This window comes from Serinicoccus shuyuelongi (assembly GCF_045032955.1).
Lineage (GTDB): Bacteria > Actinomycetota > Actinomycetes > Actinomycetales > Dermatophilaceae > Ornithinicoccus.
In genome coordinates, this window is sequence record NZ_JBJFZU010000005.1 from 1 (window position 1) to 16,101 (window position 16,101).

Genomic DNA, 16,101 nt, shown 5'->3' on the forward strand with positions numbered 1-16,101 from the left:
GGGAGGAGTTGGCGCCTACCTGTTTCACGGACTCGGTCCCCGCCCGCTCCGGCGAACCCGCCGAGGAAGTCACCGAGGCGATGATCGTCGAGCAGTTCCACCGCACCGCGTTCGCCCTCCCCCAGACGGTGATCCAGCCGCCGGACGGCCGGACCCTGGTCAACCTCCCCGTCTACTTCGAGCTCGCATGGCCCGAGGAGGGGTACGCACCGCAGGACATCGACACCACGACGATCGTGGGCCACGAGGTCCGCATCCGACCGACCCTCATCGGCGCCACCTATGTCACCGGCGACGGAGCCAGCATCGGCCCCACCACCAGCCTCGGGGGCCCGTACCCCGACGGCGACATCACCCACGACTACACGGCTGCCGCGGACATCGCGCCCTACATCTCCGTCGAGTACGGCGGCGAGGTCAGCGTGGACGGCGGCTCCTGGACCACCATCCCGAGCAGTGCCGTGATCGAAGGTCCCAGCAGTCCGCTGCAGGTGCTGACCTCGCGCAACCGCCTCTACACCAATTAAGCAGCCGACCCGGCGGCTCTCAGAGCATCCGCTTGAAGACCGGGATCGGCGCCCGCTTCATCACCGGCGCCAGCGCCGTCCACGGCATGGCCGGGATGTACGCCCGCGCCTTCTCCTTCTCGATCGCTGACACCATCGCCGTGACCCCACGCGTGGTGCTCGACATCAGCCGGTTGCCCGTCGTCGCGCCTTCGCTCATCTCGCTGACGATGTATCCGGGGTAGAGAACGGTGACCGCGATGGGCGTGCCGTGCAGCTCCACCCTCAACCCCTCCGCCAGGTGCGCGACCCCCGCCTTCGTCGCGGCATACGTCGCCATCTGCCGCGGCAGCCCACGCAACGCACTGAACGAGCTGACCATCACGAGGTGTCCGGAGCTCTGCGCGCGGAAGATCGTCATCGCCGCCTCGGCCTGGGCGAGGGCGCCGATGAAGTTCGTCATCGCTGTCTGCCGGTTGGCGTGGTGCTTTCCCGTCCCCAGCGGCGCGCCCTTGCCGAGGCCGGCGTTGATGACCACGCGGTCGATCGTGCCCAGCTCCGCCCGGAACTCCTCGAACACCGTGAACACCTGCTCGTCGTCGGTGACGTCCAGCGCCTTCGTCACGACACGCACGCCCGGGTATGCCGTCAGGATCTCCTCCCGCAGCGTCGCCAACCGGTCGGTCCGGCGGGCGCATAACGCCAGGTCGTGCCCAAGGGCGGCGAACTGACGGGCCATCTCCTCCCCCAACCCGCTGCTGGCGCCGGTGATCAGGACGTTCTGGCGAAAAGGCATACCTCACCCTCCCAGGTCGCGACCGGGCGCGGGCGGTCGAGCTACAACCAGCCGCGGTCCTCCGCGAACTTGGCCGCCTCTACCCGGGTGGTCGACCCGGTCTTGCCGATCGCGGAGGACAGGTAGTTGCGCACCGTGCCGGGCGAGAGGAACAGCCGTGAGGCGATGGTCTGCACCGGAGCACCGTCGAGCGCCTGCCGCAGCACCTCACGCTCACGCTCGGTCAGCGGGTTCGGTCCGCCGATGAGGGACTCCGTCGCCAAGGTGGGGTCCACCACCCGGACCCCCGCGTGCACCCGGCGCACCGCCTCGGCGAGCTCAGACGCCGGGGTGTCCTTCACCACGAAGCCCCGCGCCCCCGCGTCCATCGCCCGCCGCAGGTACCCGGGCCGCCCGAACGTGGTCACCATCAGGGCCCGGGTCGGCAAGCCCGACTCCGCCAACGCCCCCAGCACCGCGATCCCGTCGAGCCCGGGCATCTCGATGTCGAGCAGGCATACCTGCGGGTGGGCGCTGCGCACCGCCTCCACGACCTCGTCCCCACGCCCCACCTGCGCGACCACATCGATGTCGCGCTCGAGGTCCAGGAGCGCCGCCAGCGCGCCCCTGACCAGCGCCTGGTCGTCGGCGAGCAGGACCCGGATCACAGCTTCACCTCCAGCACGGTGCCGCCCTCGGACGACGGACCCAGCGAGAGCGAGCCGCCCGCCTGCTCGACCCTCTCCCGCAGTCCGCGCACCCCGTTGCCCTCCGGCCCGTCGCCGAGGCCGCGACCGTCGTCGCTGACCCGCAACCAGGACTCGCCGAGCTCGACGACGCAGGTATGCGCCCGGCTGTGCCGCACCACGTTCGTCACCGCCTCCCGCAGCACCCAGGCGACCGTGATCCGGTGCCGCGGGTCGACCGTCGACACGTCCGGGGGCAGCACGCCCTCGATCCCGGCCCCCGTCAGCGCGACCCGGGCCGCCTCGACCTCGTCCGCGAGCCGGGCGATCCGCAGCCCACCGACGGTGGCGCGGATCTCCGCCAGCGCCTGCCGGGACAGGTCCTGCACCTGGGCCATCTCCTGCTTGGCCCGCTCCGGGTCCACGTCGACGAGACGCTGGGCGAGCTCGGCCTTGATGGTGACCACCGTCAAGGAGTGGCCGAGCACGTCGTGGACGTCACGGGCCACGCGCTCCCGCTCCTCGGTGAGCGCGAGCTGGCCCTTGGTCTCGGCCGCTGACTCCTGATGCTCCTCCAGGTAGCGGCTGAGGACGCTGATCCCGAGCACCAGCACCGAGATGCCCCAGAGCATCGAGCTCGGCCAGAACCCCCACGCCCAGGTGCTGCCGACCACGGCCACCCCGAGGACGCCGAGCGAGGTCGTCCAGACGGCCCTCCAGGGAAGGAAGAACACCGGCATCGAGACGAGGAACGGCAGCGCGGTCATCGCGTTGGAGCCGATCATCAGCGCGAGCATCAGGGCGAGCACGAGCAGGACGCCCAGGCCGAGCAGGCCGCGTCGGGCGGCGGAGCGGTGCCGACCGTCCGAGACACGGGACACCGTGCTGCGCAGGGTCGCGACGTACACGGCCGCGAAGGCCACGATGACCGCGGTCGGCACGAGCTGCCACACCAGGGTTCGGTCGGAGGTCCAGATCTCCACCAGCGGAAAGAGGAAGAAGAACAACCAGATCCCGCCGAAGATCCACCCCCACCGTGCCCAGGCGTCCTGCCGGGGATCCGCCGCTCTCATGCGGTCAGCCTCTCACCGGGAGGGACTGCGGCGCCGTGACAGGTGTCATCCGGACGGGTCTGTCGGTGGGGTGTGGTTGGTTGAGGTATGGAGGTTCTCAGGGGGGTAGGCGGCGGCGCGGGTGACGTGTCGGTGGCCGGGTTCGGGGTGGATCCTGGGGTGGACGACGCCCGGTGGGATGAGGGGCTGGACGGGGATGAGTTTCGGCTGGTGATGGATGACGTGGTCGCCTCGTTGCGGGGTGGGTGTGGGGATCTGCCGGCGCGTGAGGTGCAGGGCGGTCTGGACGGCGCACGGCGGGGGTTGCGACGGGCGAGCCTGTCGGGGGATGAGGTGGTGCAGGTCCTGGATGAGCAGCTCGTGGCGTGCCTGGAGGAGGCCGGGCGGGTCCAGGCCCAGGCTGAGGCGGTCGCGTTCACCCTGGCCCGGGAGGCGTACGGGCGGGGGTTGCACACCCAGGTCGGGTTGTCGTTGGTGGACTGGCTGCGGGTACGGATCCCGTGGTTGAGTGCCGAGGCCGCGTCCCGGGTGATGGTCCTGGCCCGGCTCGGGGCGAGCCCGACGGGCGCGGTGCTGGCCGACGCGGTCACCGCGGGTGAGGTCGCGGTGCACCGCGGCGCGGTCGTGGCGCGTACGTTGCTGCGCCTGGAGTCGTCGTTGGACCCGGACCAACGCCAGGCGTACACCGACCTCGCCACGGCCGCTGCGGCACGGGTCGACCTGGCCGATCGGGACCTGGCGGTGGTGTGCCACCGCTTGGTGCACGACCTGCTCATCGAGGCCGTACCGGGTGAGCGGGAGCGGGCAGCGCACGAGCTGCGGACCATCACCCACCGGAACGTGGGCCCGGGTCTGACCCGGTTCACGATCGATGCCCCCGACAGTGCCGCAGCCACCCTGGACGGGGTGCTGACCTCTCACCTCGCCGCACCCGCCCCCGGCCCCGGTGGTGAGCCCGATGCGCGGACCCCGGGCCAGCGCCGCTTCGACGCGCTGCTGGCCGTGGTGGGTCGGGGCCTGTCCCGCCCGGGTGCGGCGCCCTCGAGCGCACGGGCAGCGGTGATCCTGATGATCCCCTTCGACCAGGCCACCGGGACACCGACCGGCCCCGCGACCACTGCGACCGGCGCGTCCGTCCCAGCACGGCAGGCCGCGGAGCTGGCGTGCACGGCGGACGTGACACCCGTGTGGCTGTCGACCGACCGAGAACCCTTGGTGCTGGGCCGCACCGCCCGGTACGCCACCCCCGGGCAATGGAAAGCTCTCGCCGCCCGCGACGGCGGGTGCACGTTCACCGGGTGCAGTGCCCCACCGCAGTGGTGCGACAGCCACCACCTGCACGGCTGGGCCCGCGGCGGACACACCGACACCACCAACCTGGCCCTGCTCTGCGGACGCCACCACACCCTCGTCCACCAGCTGGACCTGCACGCCACCATCACCGGCGGCACCGTCCGCTGGCACACCTGAACACCCCGCCCCACCGCCGACCCCCACCGGCCGGCCACACCACCACGCCCTGAGCCAACGAGGGGTAGACAGAGGCAGGCACAGGAGCAAGGGCAGGCGCAGGGGCAGGGGCAGGCGCAGGGGCAGGGGCAGGCGCAGGGGCAGGGGCGGGACCGAGTCGACCAGAGGCCGTGGGGCATACCCGTCCGGTGCCGGGCGTTGTCCCCACCATGCCTTCCCCGAGCTCCTCCTCGACGCGTGTCCCCCTGTCCGTCCTCGACCTGGTCCCCCGCTCGCAGGGGATGACCCCGGCCGTCGCCATCGAGGAGTCGGTCGCCCTGGCCCGGGAGGCCGACGAGCTCGGGTACCGGCGGTTCTGGATGGCGGAGCACCACGGGTCCGAGGCGTTCATGTCCTCGGCGACCTCCCTGCTGCTGGGGCACGTCGCGCACGCCACCGAGCGCATCCGGCTCGGCTCGGGCGGCGTGATGCTGCCCAACCACTCCACCCTGATGGTCGCCGAGTACTACGGCACGCTCGCGACGATGCACGGCGACCGCTTCGACCTCGGTCTGGGGCGGGCCCCGGGCACCGACCCGATGACCGCAGCCGCGCTCACCCGGACCAGCGGCCATCTGCCCGACTTCGCGAGCGAGGTGGCGGACCTGCAGGCATACCTCGGGGCGCCCCGCGAGGGAGCGCGCGTCCGCGCCCTCCCGGGTGAGGGGACCCAGGTGCCGCTGTGGATGCTGGGATCCTCCACCGGCGGCGCGCAGGTCGCGGCGGCGCTGGGGCTGCCGTTCTCCTTTGCCTCCCACTTCGCACCGGACCAGCTGCGCGACGCCCTCAGCCTCTACCGCGACCGCTTCCGGGCCGACGCGGACACGGCGCAGGTGGACCGGCCCACCACGATGGCCGGGGTGAACGTGCTCGTCGCACCCACCCAGGAGGAGGCCGAATACCTCTTCACCACCGCTCAGCTGATGGCGATCCGGATCCGTTCCGGCCAGCCCGCGCCCCTGGACCCGCCGGTGGAGTCGCTGGCCTCGGTCGTGCCCATGGAGCTGCTGCCGCTGGCCGACGCGCACCAGAGCGTGAAGATGGTCGGCACCGCCGAGACGGTCGTGCCGATGCTCGAGGAGTTCGCCGAGGCGCACGAGCTCGACGAGCTGATCGTCACCACCTACACCTTCGACCCCGAGATGCGCCGCCGCAGCTATCGGATGCTGGCCGAGGCGTGGGGGATGTCCGCCGCCTGAGACGCCCCCTCCCCGGACGCCTCTCTGCGGACAGATCCTGACCGGGACCGAGCTGGAACCGTCCTCCGTCTCCTGCGGTCGGACCCGCGACGGTGTCAGAGTGCACGCATGAGCACCCCGCGGATCCTGACGGCCCGAGAGTTCCAGCTGGCGGACGGCACCCGCGACTGGAGGGTGCTCGGAGCGGGGGCGAACGCCTGGTTCGTGACCTCGTCGCACCGGGCCGGAGCGGACGTGGCCGCACGGGTCCTCACCACGGCACCGCGTGGCGCGGTTGACATCGACGTGCGCGAGCGCGGTGTGCAGGTGCGCATCCCCTACCCCGACGGCGGGTTCACCGACGAGCACTTCGCCCTTGCGGCCCGGATCTCCGCAGCGGCCCAGGAGCTGGGTCTGATGCCGGATCCGAGCGCTGTCCAGGACGTGCAGCTGACGATGGACACCCTCGACCAGGAGGCGGTCATGCCGTTCTGGCAGACCGCACTCGGGTATGCACGCAGCGAGGACGACCTGGTCGACCCCCAGCGTCGGACCCCGCCCATCTGGTTCCAGGACCAGGACGCGCCGCGGCCCCTGCGGAACCGGCTGCACCTCGACATCGCCCGCGCGCAGGAGATCGGGGCCGCGACCGTGGAGGCTGCGCCGGGCCTGGGGGCACGCGTCGCGGCGCACGGCTACCACGCCACGGTCACGGACGCCGAGGGCAACGAGGCCGACCTGCTCCCGCTCGAGCCCGGATCGGACCGCTGGGACGCCCCCGGGACCGAGGACTGGCGGCTGCTCTTCGCGGCCGTCGCCGGGTACCCGACCTCCTCACCCGAGGACGCGGCGGCGCTGGTCACCGCGGTGGCGAATCTCGCCGATGCCGCCGGGCTGCCGCTCGGCATCGACGTCCGTGCGGACCTGGTGGTCCTCGGCACCGCCAAAGACGCCTGGGAGATGAACGACGGCTACCGAGCGCTGGCGGCGCGGGTCCAGCAGGTGGCCAGGGCCGCGGGCCTGGTCGCCGACCCGGCCCGGCCGGGCTTCGTCCAGGTCGTCGTCGACGCCGTCGACATCCCCGCCGTGCGTCGGTTCTGGGTCGCCGCCCTCGGCTACGAGCCGGACCCCCGTGCCGGGGTGACCGACATCGTCGACCCCCGCGGCCTCGGCATGCCCGTGGTCTTCCAGGACCTGGACGCCACCGACACCGCCCGACGGGCCCAGCGCAACCGCCTCCACGTCGACGTCTTCCTTCCGGACGACCAGGCCCGGGCACGGGTGGACGCGGCGCTGGCCGCTGGTGGCCGGGTCGTCCGCCACCCCGAGTCGCCCGAGTGGTGGACCCTGGCCGACCCGGAGGGGAACGAGGTCGACCTCACGTTCTCGGTGGGTCGGGAGGAGGCCTGGCAGGCGGCGTCCGGCTGACCGGGCGGCCCCCGCTCGCCGGTCGACTACCCTCTGCTGGTGTGCCGCACACCACCTCTCCAGCACTGAAGGTGCTGCCCGCCGTTGGGGTCGCGGTGTCCGCGGTCCTGCTGTTCGGCATCCACCTGCAGCTGCCGGGGTATGCCGTCCTCGTCGCCAGCCTGGTCGGCGCGTTCTTCCTGCACCGTGAGCTCTTCCGGGACCTGCTGCTGATCGCCCTCGGGATCGGGATCGTGTCCACCACCTCGGTCGCGGCGGACATCAGCTGGGACCGGTTCTTCCTGCTGGGCTTCGTGCTCACCGCAGCGGTCGCGGTCCCGGTCCTGGTGGACCGTCTCGTCTACCGCCGCCAGGCGATCCTCTTCCCGTGGTTCACCGGCGGGCGGTGGACCAGGTTCCAGTGGTCCTACATCGTCGCGGTCCCGGTGCTGGGCTACCTCATCCTGCCGGTCTACTTCATCCGCTCCGGCAGCTACCAGAACTGGCCGCCGATCGAGACGGCCAGCGAGTTCGGCCGCTTCTTCGTCGGGGTCAACGCGGTCGGCCTGTGGGACGAGCTCTTCTTCATGTGCGTGTGCTTCGCCCTGCTCTGCCGCCACTTCCCGATGTGGCAGGCGAACATCCTCCAGGCCACGATCTTCGTGTCGTTCCTGTGGGAGCTGGGCTACCAGTCCTGGGGTCCGCTGCTGACGGTGCCGTTCGCCCTGCTGCAGGGCTACATCTTCACCCGCACCAAGTCGCTGCTGTACGTGGTCCTGATCCACCTGCTCTTCGACGCGGTGGTCTTCCTGGCGATCGTGCACGCGCACGACCGCACCTTCTTCCCGTTCTTCCTCTACTAGCCGACCGGGCTGCTACGAGACGCCCGACCCGGCGACCGCCCTCTCAGCCCTCCACCGCGAGCACCAGCGGCAGCACCCCGTCGGCCCCGGCCAGGCGCAGCGCACGAGCAGCCACGGTGATGCTCCAGCGGGAGTCCACCACGTCGTCGACCAGCAGCACCGGGCCTCGGGCCGAGGCCAGGGCCTGCCCGAGCTCGGGCCCGACCACGATGCGGTCCCAGACGTTGGCGAGCCGGAAGGCACTGTTGCCCCCGGGCTCGCCCACCGGTCCCCCGTGCGCGAGGTCCAGGGTGCCCAGCAGCGGGAGGCGGCCGATCCGGCTGATCTGCTCCGCCAACGACCCGACCACTGCCGGCCGCCGGCGGGACGGCATGGCGACCACCCCCACGGGGCGCTCGAGCCAGCCCCAGCCGGCCAGTACCTGCACCACCGCCTGGGTGACCTCGTCCGGGACGGGCTCCCCCGCGGACTCGGGGCCGGCCGTCCCGGCCTCGAGCACCGCCCGGAGCCGCTGCCCCCATCCCAGGTCGGACAACCGCGCCAGCGCACGGCCCGGAGAGGCCTGCTCGGCCTCGGGGATGCGCCCCTTGACCTCGACGCCGAGACGCGGCATACCACTGGGCCACTGTCCGCGCGGGTCGACCGCGACGCCCACCGCGCCCAGCCGGTCCCGGGCGGCACCGACCGCTCCCTCGGGGATGTCGGTGGGATACCAGGGCTCGGCGCAGCGGTCGCACCGTCCGCAGGGTGCGGCGGTCGCGTCGTCCAGGCACTCCTGCAGGAAGGCCATCCGGCAGCCCTCCGTCTGCTGGTAGGTGACCATCAGCTCGGCCTCCCGGACCCGCGCCTCGGCGACCCGGGTGTACCTCTCCCGGTCGTAGACCCAGGGCTGGCCGGTGGCGGTCCAGCCGCCCTGGACCTTCTCCACCGCGCCGTCCACGTCGAGCACCTTGAGCAGCAGCTCGAGCCGGGTGCGGCGCACGTCGACGACGGTCTCCAGGGCGGGCGTCGACATCGGCCGGCCGGACTCCGCGAGCGCGGTGAGCACCGCGTCCGCCTGGTCCTGCCGGGGCATCGAGACGGTGGCGAAGTAGTTCCAGATGTCACGGTCCTCCGAGCCCGGCAGCAGCAGCACGTCGGCCCGCTCGGTGGCGCGCCCGGCACGGCCCACCTGCTGGTAATAGGCGACCGGCGAGCTGGGCGCCCCCAGGTGCACGACGAAGCCCAGGTCCGGCTTGTCGAACCCCATCCCCAGCGCGCTGGTCGCCACCAGCGCACGCACCTTGTTGTCCCGCAGGGCCCCCTCCAGCCGTTCCCGGTCGTCGGGGTCGGTGCGACCGGTGTAGGCGGCCACGTCGTGCCCCGCCGCCCGCAGCGCCTCGGCGACGTCCTCGGCGGCGGACACGGTGAGGCAGTAGACGATGCCGCTGCCGGGCAGCGACGGCAGGTGCTGCAGCAGCCACCCCAGACGCTGCTCGGGCGTCAACCGGGGCAGCACGCCCAGACGCAGCGACGACCTGGCCAACGGCCCCCGGATCGTGCGCACCCCGCGTCCCCCGACACCCAGCTGCTCGACCACGTCCTCGACCACCCGCTCGTTGGCGGTGGCCGTGGTGGCCAGCACCGGGGTGCCCTCGGGCAGCACGTCCAGCAGCGTCCTGATCCGCCGGTAGTCGGGCCGGAAGTCGTGCCCCCAGTCGCTGATGCAGTGCGCCTCGTCGACCACGAGCAGGCCGCACCTGCTGGCCAGGTCCGGCAGCTGCTCCTCCCGGAAGCGGGGGTTGTTGAGGCGTTCCGGGCTGACCAGCAGCACGTCCACCTCGTCCGCGGCGAGCGCGGCCCGCACCTCGTCCCACTCGGTGGCGTTGGCCGAGTTCATCGTGACCGCGCGCACCCCCGCCCGTCCGGCGGCGGCGATCTGGTCCCGCATCAGCGCCAGCAGCGGCGAGACGATGACGGTGGGGCCAGCGCCCGCGGCCCGTCGCAACGCGGTCGCGACGAAGTACACCGCTGACTTCCCCCACCCGGTCCGTTGCACCACCAGGACCCGGGCCCGCTCCTCCACCAGGGCCTGCACCGCCTCCAGCTGGCCGTCGCGGAAGTCGGCGTCCTCCCGGCCCACCAACCGTCGAAGTGCCGCGCGCGCCGCGCCGGACAACTGCTCCTGCTCCACCTGCTGCATACCCCGACGGTAGACCCGACCCCCGACGCACCCCACGCCCCGCCCACCTGTCCTACGCTTGGGCGGTGAACTGGGACCCCGTGACCGCAGTGCTGTTCGACCTCGACGGTGTGCTGACCCCGACAGCAACCGTCCACATGCGGGCCTGGGAGGTGATGTTCACCCGGGTCCTCGACCAGCAGCCGAACCCCATGTCGCCCTACACCGACCAGGACTACTTCGCCTACATCGACGGCAAGCCCCGCTACGAGGGGGTGCAGTCCTTCCTCGACGCGCACGGCATCGACCTGCCCCAGGGGGAGCCGAGCGACCCGCCGGAGCGGCAGACCGTCTGCGGTCTCGGCAACCGCAAGAACGAGATCTTCAACGAGGTCCTGGAGGGTGAGGGCATCCGCGCCTACCCCGGCTCTCTGCGCCTCGTCGAGGCGCTGGAGCAGCGCGGCATCGCGATGGCCGTCGTCTCCTCCTCGAAGAACGCACCGGTCGTGCTGAGCAGCGCCGGTCTCACCGACCGGTTCCCGGTGCTCGTCGACGGCACCGTGGCCACCCGTGAGCAGCTGCCCGGCAAGCCCCGCCCGGACACCTACCGGTATGCCGCCGAGCAGCTGGGTCACGACCCGGCCGGGTGCGTCGTGGTCGAGGACGCCGTCTCCGGTGTCCAGGCCGGCGCCGCCGGCGGGTTCGCCCGGGTGATCGGCGTCGACCGGGGGGCAGGGCGTCAGGTCCTGCTCGACGCGGGTGCCGACGAGGTCGTGAGCGACCTCGCCGAGCTGATCTGAGGCGGGGCGTGCCACCCACCTCCGACCACCGCCCGCCCCCGCCCGTCGACCCGCTGGACCGGACCCGCTTCCCGCTCGACCCCTGGTCGTTCACCGAGTGCGCCTACGAGGGAGGCGACCTGGGTGTCACCGAGACCCTGTTCGCCGTCTCGAACGGCTACCTGGGGCTGCGCGGGAACGTCGAGGAGGGCCGGGACACCTACGCGCACGGCACCTTCGTCAACGGCTTCCACGAGACCTGGCCGATCCGGCACGCGGAGGAGGCCTTCGGCCTGGCCCGGGTCGGGCAGACCATCGTCAACGTCCCGGACCCGAAGACCATCAAGCTCTACGTCGACGACGAGCCGCTGCTGCTCTCGACCGCCGACCTGGACGAGTACGAGCGGCGCCTCGACTTCAGGGACGGCCTGCTGCGCCGCTCCGTGGTGTGGCGCACCAGCGCCGGCAAGCGGGTGCGGATCACCTCCACCCGGATGACCAGCGTCGTCGAGCGGCACCTGGCCGTGATGACCTTCGAGGTGGAGATGCTGGACGGGCACGCCGCCCTGGACATCTCCAGCCAGATCCTCAACCGGCAGGACGGCTCGGACGAGTACCACGTCACCAGCGCCGCGATGGGCGAGGGGCTGGACCCGCGCAAGGCGGAGTCCTTCGAGCACCGGGTGCTCGACCCGGTGCTGCACGAGAGCCGCGGCGAGCGCCTGCTACTGGGCTACCGCTGCCACAACTCCGGGATGACCATCGCCACGATGGCCGAGCACCGGGTCGAGACGGACAACGCCTGGACCCAGCGCCAGCACGTCGAGCCGGACCTGGCCAAGCACGTCTTCCGGGTGGACGCCCGCGAAGGACAGCCGGTGCGGATCGAGAAGCTGGTCGCGGTGCACAGCTCCCGCGGGGTCCCGCCCCGAGAGCTGGCGGACCGCTGCGCCCGCACCCTGGACCGCGCCGTGGTGCGCGGGGTGCCGGAGCTGCAGGCCGAGCACGCCGGCACCTGGAAGCGGTTCTGGGCGGAGTCCGACGTCGAGATCCCGGACCAGCCGCACCTGCAGCAGGCGGTCCGGTGGAACCTCTTCCAGCTCGGCCAGGCGTCGTTGCGGGCGGGCTCCCACGGCATCCCCGCCAAGGGGCTGACCGGCTCCGGCTACGGCGGGCACTACTTCTGGGACACCGAGTGCTACGTGCTGCCGTTCCTGGTCTACACGCACCCGCAGGCGGCCCGGAACGCGCTCCGCTTCCGGCACGGGATGCTGGAGTCCGCGCGGCGGCGGGCGGCCGAGATGTCCCAGCACGGCGCGCTCTTCCCCTGGCGCACCATCAACGGCGAGGAGGCCTCGGCCTACTTCGCGGCCGGCACCGCGCAGTACCACATCAATGCGGACGTGGCCTATGCGCTGATGAAGTACGCCCGGGCCACCGAGGACGTGGAGTTCCTGCGTGACCAGGGCGTCGACATCCTGGTCGAGACGGCCCGGCTGTGGGCCGACCTCGGCTTCTGGCAGAGCAACGGCTCCCGGCAGTTCCACATCCACGCCGTCACCGGCCCGGACGAGTACACGACGATCGTCAACGACAACCTGTTCACCAACGTGATGGCTCAGCTCAACCTGCGCGCCGCCGTGGAGGGTGTCCGGGAGCTGCGGGACGCGGACCCCCGGCAGTTCGACCGGGTGATGGCCCGGCTGGGTCTCGGGGAGTCCGAGGTCACGGCCTGGGAGCACGCCGCGGACGGGATGCACATCCCCTACGACAAGACCGTCGGCGTGCACCCCCAGGACAGCCACTTCCTGGAGCGTGAGGTCTGGGACCTGGACGCCACGCCCGCCCACACCCGGCCGCTGCTGCTGCACTACCACCCGCTGGTGATCTACCGCTTCCAGGTGCTCAAGCAGGCCGACGTCGTGCTGGCGCTCTACCTCGCCGGGGACGCCTTCACGGCCGAGCAGAAGCTGGCCGATTTCGACTACTACGACCCGATCACCACCGGGGACTCCACCCTGTCCGCGGTGGTCCAGTCGATCGTCGCGGCCGAGGTCGGTTACCACGACCTGGCGCTGCGCTACTTCTACGCCGGCCTCTTCGTCGACCTCGCGGACGGTCACGGCAACGCCTCCGACGGGGTGCACGTCGCCTCCACCGGTGGGGTGTGGAGCGCCCTGGTCGCGGGCTTCGGCGGGATGCGTGACCACGACGGGGAGCTGACGCTCGACCCGCGGCTCCCGGACTCCTGGACCGGGATCACCTGGCGTATGCGCTGGCATGGGTCCCGGCTGCGCGTCACCGTCGGACAGCAGGCGGTGCTGCTCGCGGTCGAGGTCGGTGGACCCGTCGACCTGAGCGTGCGGGGCAGCACGGTCCATGTCGGCAGCGAGGAGGTGCGGGTGGAGCTCGACGGGCACGGGCCCCGGCGCGCAGGCGGCCCGCGGGCGCCCGCGGTGGCCAGCGGCATACCCACCCACCGGTCCGCGGACGGCGCGTCCCGCAGCGGCGTGGTCCCGCACAGCTGGTCCGCGACCGACGGGGCCGAGGACGGCCCCTCGGCACCGGTGAACCGGCCCCACACCGAGGACCCGCCGACGGCCCACCCCTGAGGATGAGGTGCCGCTGACGGTCGGCGCCCCGCGTCCGGCTTGGCCCGTGCGGGGCGCTGTGGTCGGATGGGGGCATGACTGACCCGACCGACATGCCGTTCCAGGGGGACTCCGACCAGCCTCGCGAGTCGATCTACGAGGGTCGGCGGCCGAAGAAGGACACGGGCTCGCAGCACGGCACGGACCCGGCGGCGGACGGTTCGGCCCCTCGCCCGGGGCCCTCCACCACCCGACTGGGGATGCTGGCGGACCCGGAGGAGACGGAGACCGACATCCTGGCGGCGCGCGTCGCGGGACCGCACGACCAGGAGGGGATGACCGCGCTCTGGCGGGCCACCATGGACCTGGGTCACTGGTGGTTCGTCGCGGTCGGCGAGCCCGGTGCGGAGTCTCCCGCAGCGGCCCAGATCGACGACCAGCTGATGCTGCTCACGTTCACCAGCGCGGAGCGGGCCCGGCACTTCGCCGTGCAGAACGAGATGATCGGCGCGGACGAGGACCTACGGGCGATCGCCCTGGCACCCGCCGAGGTGGTCGACTCGGCTCAGACCTACAGCGAGGCCGGCATCGGCGGGTTGATGTTCGACCCGCATCTCGCGGGCTACTTCATGCCCTCCGAGCAGCTGCCCGTCGTGTGGGACGCGCTGGGCGGCGACGTGGACGGGGACTCGGACACACCGGTGGACGCGCCGCGCCCGTCCGGCTCCTGACAACCGGTCAGCGACCGGGGATGACGAGTTCCTGACCCACGGCGATCGAGGTACCGCTCAGGCGGTTCGCCTGCTGGATGTCGGCGATCGCCTGGCTGAGCGGCAGTCCGGGCAGGTGCTCCTGCGCGACCTGCGAGAGCGTGGTGCCCGGTTCCACGACGACGGAGGACGCCGCGCTCGCCGGGCCCATGACGCCGACGCTGAAGAGCGTCGCCGCGAGCACGGCCACCGCCAGCGCGACCGTGGCCGTGATCGCCAACCGACCGCGCCGGGTCAGGTGGAGCGAGGACGTCCCGGCCGGGGACGTGGCGACCACCCTGCGGGTGGACGTGCTCCATCCGCGCCCGACCTCGGGCAGCGGGACGGAGATGAAGCTCGCGGTGGCAGTGCTCATGCTGATCACCTTCCTCGTGGCGGTGCTCACCGGACAGCTGTCCGATAGCACGTCTGTTCCATGTGTAGCACACCCGTACGATGCATGTCGACACGCGGGCCGAACAGGTGTTTGCCTCCGGTGTCGTGCCCCCGTAGGCTGTATTCATGTCAGGGACTCAACCACCCGCCACTGACATACCCTCTGACCAGGGACGATGCCTCAGCACCGGACCGCACGAGGGACGCCGAGGGTGGGACCCGAGCAAGGGGATGGAGAGCATGGCCACGATCCACGAGATGCCGGACCGGGACGGCGGCGCGGCGCTGACGAACCGGCAACGCCGTGTGCTGGACGTCATCCGGGACGCGATCGACCACCGCGGCTACCCGCCGAGCCTGCGTGAGATCGGGGACGCGGTCGGACTGACCTCACCGAGCTCGGTCGCGCACCAGCTGAAGATGCTGGAGCGCAAGGGCTTCCTCCGCCGCGACCCGCACCGTCCGCGCGCCATCGAGGTCGTGCACCCCGGCGGCGAAGGCCCCGGTTACCGCCGCGGTGACGGCGAGGGTGCGACCGCGCCGGATGCCGGCTTCGACGAGACCGGGATCGGCGACGACCGCCCCCGCCCCTCCTACGTCCCGCTGGTCGGCAGGATCGCGGCGGGTGGCCCGATCCTGGCCGAGGAGGCCGTGGAGGACGTCTTCCCCCTCCCCCGTCAGCTGGTCGGGGACGGCGAGCTCTTCCTGCTGAAGGTGGTCGGCGACTCCATGGTGGACGCCGCCATCTGCGACGGGGACTGGGTCGTGGTACGCCGGCAGCCGACCGCGGTCAACGGGGAGATCGTCGCGGCGATGCTGGACAACGAGGCCACCGTCAAGACCTACCGCCACCGGGACGGCAAGACCTGGCTGATCCCGCACAACCCGGCCTACGAGCCGATCGACGGTGACCACGCCGTGATCCTCGGCAAGGTGACGGCGGTCCTGCGCCGCGTCTGAGCGGCTCCACGATCGCGGCGCCCGTCCCGGCCCCTCCATCCTCTGGCCGGGGCGGGCGTCGTCGCGTCATGCCGAGGGGGCCGGCCCCTCCTCCACGGCGTAGTAGTCGTAGAGCTCCTCCTCCTCGTCCTCGTTGAGGTGCCCGTCGCACGCGATCTCCGGCGCCCCCTTGAGCATCTCCACCGGGTAGGGCACCCGCACCTGTCGGTCCTCGACGACGGCGTTGGCGACCGGGCAGAAGATCTTCCGGCCGCCGAGCAAGCCGGTGCGCACCGTGATCCAGGCCGGTTCCCCGGTGCCGTTGTCCAGGTAGACCTGGTCGAGCCGGCCCACCTTGTGACCGTCCTGGTCCACGACCTCGGCGTCGTACAGCTCGCCGAGCTGCTCGTAGCTGACCACGACGACCTCCTCGTCCGTCTCGTCCTGCACGTGGGCGACCCGGACCGTGCGGTCCCCCGGCCCCGGCCG

Annotated in this window: 15 protein-coding genes; 9 read left to right on the top strand and 6 right to left on the bottom strand. The window is 72.1% G+C overall.

Translation table 11 applies throughout. The features are described from left to right. A partial coding sequence (locus ACI3EY_RS07705; protein ID WP_405040007.1) for a hypothetical protein occupies positions 1-527 on the top strand: 527 nt, incomplete at its 5' end. A gap of 19 nt (positions 528-546) precedes the next feature. On the opposite strand, the gene ACI3EY_RS07710 is transcribed toward ACI3EY_RS07705, so the two are convergent. From ACI3EY_RS07710 to ACI3EY_RS07720, 3 genes are read right to left on the bottom strand one after another with little or no spacing between them, the layout of a single operon-like run. Continuing rightward, positions 547-1,302, bottom strand: coding sequence for an SDR family oxidoreductase (locus tag ACI3EY_RS07710; protein ID WP_405040008.1), 756 nt, complete (start codon positions 1,300-1,302; stop codon positions 547-549). Positions 1,303-1,343: 41 nt separating this feature from the next. Next, on the bottom strand, positions 1,344-1,949 hold the full coding sequence (locus ACI3EY_RS07715; RefSeq protein ID WP_405040009.1) for a response regulator transcription factor: 606 nt from the start codon (positions 1,947-1,949) through the stop codon (positions 1,344-1,346). Beyond that, on the bottom strand, positions 1,946-3,040 hold the full coding sequence (locus ACI3EY_RS07720; protein WP_405040010.1) for a sensor histidine kinase: 1,095 nt from the start codon (positions 3,038-3,040) through the stop codon (positions 1,946-1,948). The genes ACI3EY_RS07715 and ACI3EY_RS07720 overlap by 4 nt, the downstream gene beginning before the upstream one ends. 87 nt (positions 3,041-3,127) lie before the next feature. On the opposite strand from ACI3EY_RS07720, the gene ACI3EY_RS07725 reads away from it, so the two are divergent. The 4 genes from ACI3EY_RS07725 to ACI3EY_RS07740 all read left to right on the top strand — a co-directional run bounded on the left by ACI3EY_RS07725 (position 3,128) and on the right by ACI3EY_RS07740 (position 7,997). Further along, positions 3,128-4,510 carry an HNH endonuclease signature motif containing protein gene (locus tag ACI3EY_RS07725; protein ID WP_405040011.1) on the top strand — a complete coding sequence of 461 codons (1,383 nt, stop codon included), beginning with the start codon at positions 3,128-3,130 and terminating at the stop codon, positions 4,508-4,510. Between the two features lie 209 nt (positions 4,511-4,719). Beyond that, a complete protein-coding gene (locus ACI3EY_RS07730) occupies positions 4,720-5,748 on the top strand; it encodes an LLM class flavin-dependent oxidoreductase (protein ID WP_405040012.1) in 1,029 nt (342 codons plus the stop codon). A gap of 108 nt (positions 5,749-5,856) precedes the next feature. After that, the gene (locus tag ACI3EY_RS07735; protein ID WP_405040013.1) at positions 5,857-7,155 is read left to right on the top strand and encodes a VOC family protein; all 1,299 of its coding nucleotides are present in this window, start codon (positions 5,857-5,859) and stop codon (positions 7,153-7,155) included. Between the two features lie 41 nt (positions 7,156-7,196). Further along, positions 7,197-7,997 carry a CPBP family glutamic-type intramembrane protease gene (locus ACI3EY_RS07740; protein ID WP_405038808.1) on the top strand — a complete coding sequence of 267 codons (801 nt, stop codon included), beginning with the start codon at positions 7,197-7,199 and terminating at the stop codon, positions 7,995-7,997. A gap of 43 nt (positions 7,998-8,040) precedes the next feature. Here the strand turns inward: ACI3EY_RS07740 and ACI3EY_RS07745 are convergent, their stop codons facing one another. Next, positions 8,041-10,179, bottom strand: coding sequence for a RecQ family ATP-dependent DNA helicase (locus tag ACI3EY_RS07745; protein ID WP_405040014.1), 2,139 nt, complete (start codon positions 10,177-10,179; stop codon positions 8,041-8,043). Positions 10,180-10,244: 65 nt separating this feature from the next. On the opposite strand from ACI3EY_RS07745, the gene ACI3EY_RS07750 reads away from it, so the two are divergent. From ACI3EY_RS07750 to ACI3EY_RS07760, 3 genes are all read left to right on the top strand, one after another. Next, positions 10,245-10,958, top strand: coding sequence for an HAD family hydrolase (locus ACI3EY_RS07750; RefSeq protein ID WP_405040015.1), 714 nt, complete (start codon positions 10,245-10,247; stop codon positions 10,956-10,958). A gap of 8 nt (positions 10,959-10,966) precedes the next feature. Next, positions 10,967-13,549: a glycoside hydrolase family 65 protein gene (locus ACI3EY_RS07755; protein WP_405040016.1), complete on the top strand. Its 2,583-nt coding sequence runs from the start codon at positions 10,967-10,969 to the stop codon at positions 13,547-13,549. 74 nt (positions 13,550-13,623) lie between these two features. Further along, positions 13,624-14,259, top strand: coding sequence for a hypothetical protein (locus ACI3EY_RS07760; RefSeq protein WP_405040017.1), 636 nt, complete (start codon positions 13,624-13,626; stop codon positions 14,257-14,259). A 7-nt stretch (positions 14,260-14,266) separates the two neighbouring features. Here ACI3EY_RS07760 and ACI3EY_RS07765 read toward each other — a convergent pair whose 3' ends face one another. Beyond that, entirely contained in the window at positions 14,267-14,653 is a 387-nt protein-coding gene (locus ACI3EY_RS07765) for a LysM peptidoglycan-binding domain-containing protein (protein WP_405040018.1), read from the bottom strand. 260 nt (positions 14,654-14,913) lie between these two features. Here ACI3EY_RS07765 and lexA point away from each other — a divergent pair, with 260 nt between their 5' ends. Further along, complete coding sequence (lexA, locus tag ACI3EY_RS07770; protein ID WP_405040019.1) at positions 14,914-15,633, top strand: transcriptional repressor LexA; 720 nt, start codon at positions 14,914-14,916, stop codon at positions 15,631-15,633. 66 nt (positions 15,634-15,699) lie between these two features. Here the strand turns inward: lexA and ACI3EY_RS07775 are convergent, their stop codons facing one another. Next, a complete protein-coding gene (locus tag ACI3EY_RS07775) occupies positions 15,700-16,062 on the bottom strand; it encodes a PRC-barrel domain-containing protein (RefSeq protein WP_405038815.1) in 363 nt (120 codons plus the stop codon). Positions 16,063-16,101 lie beyond the last annotated feature (39 nt).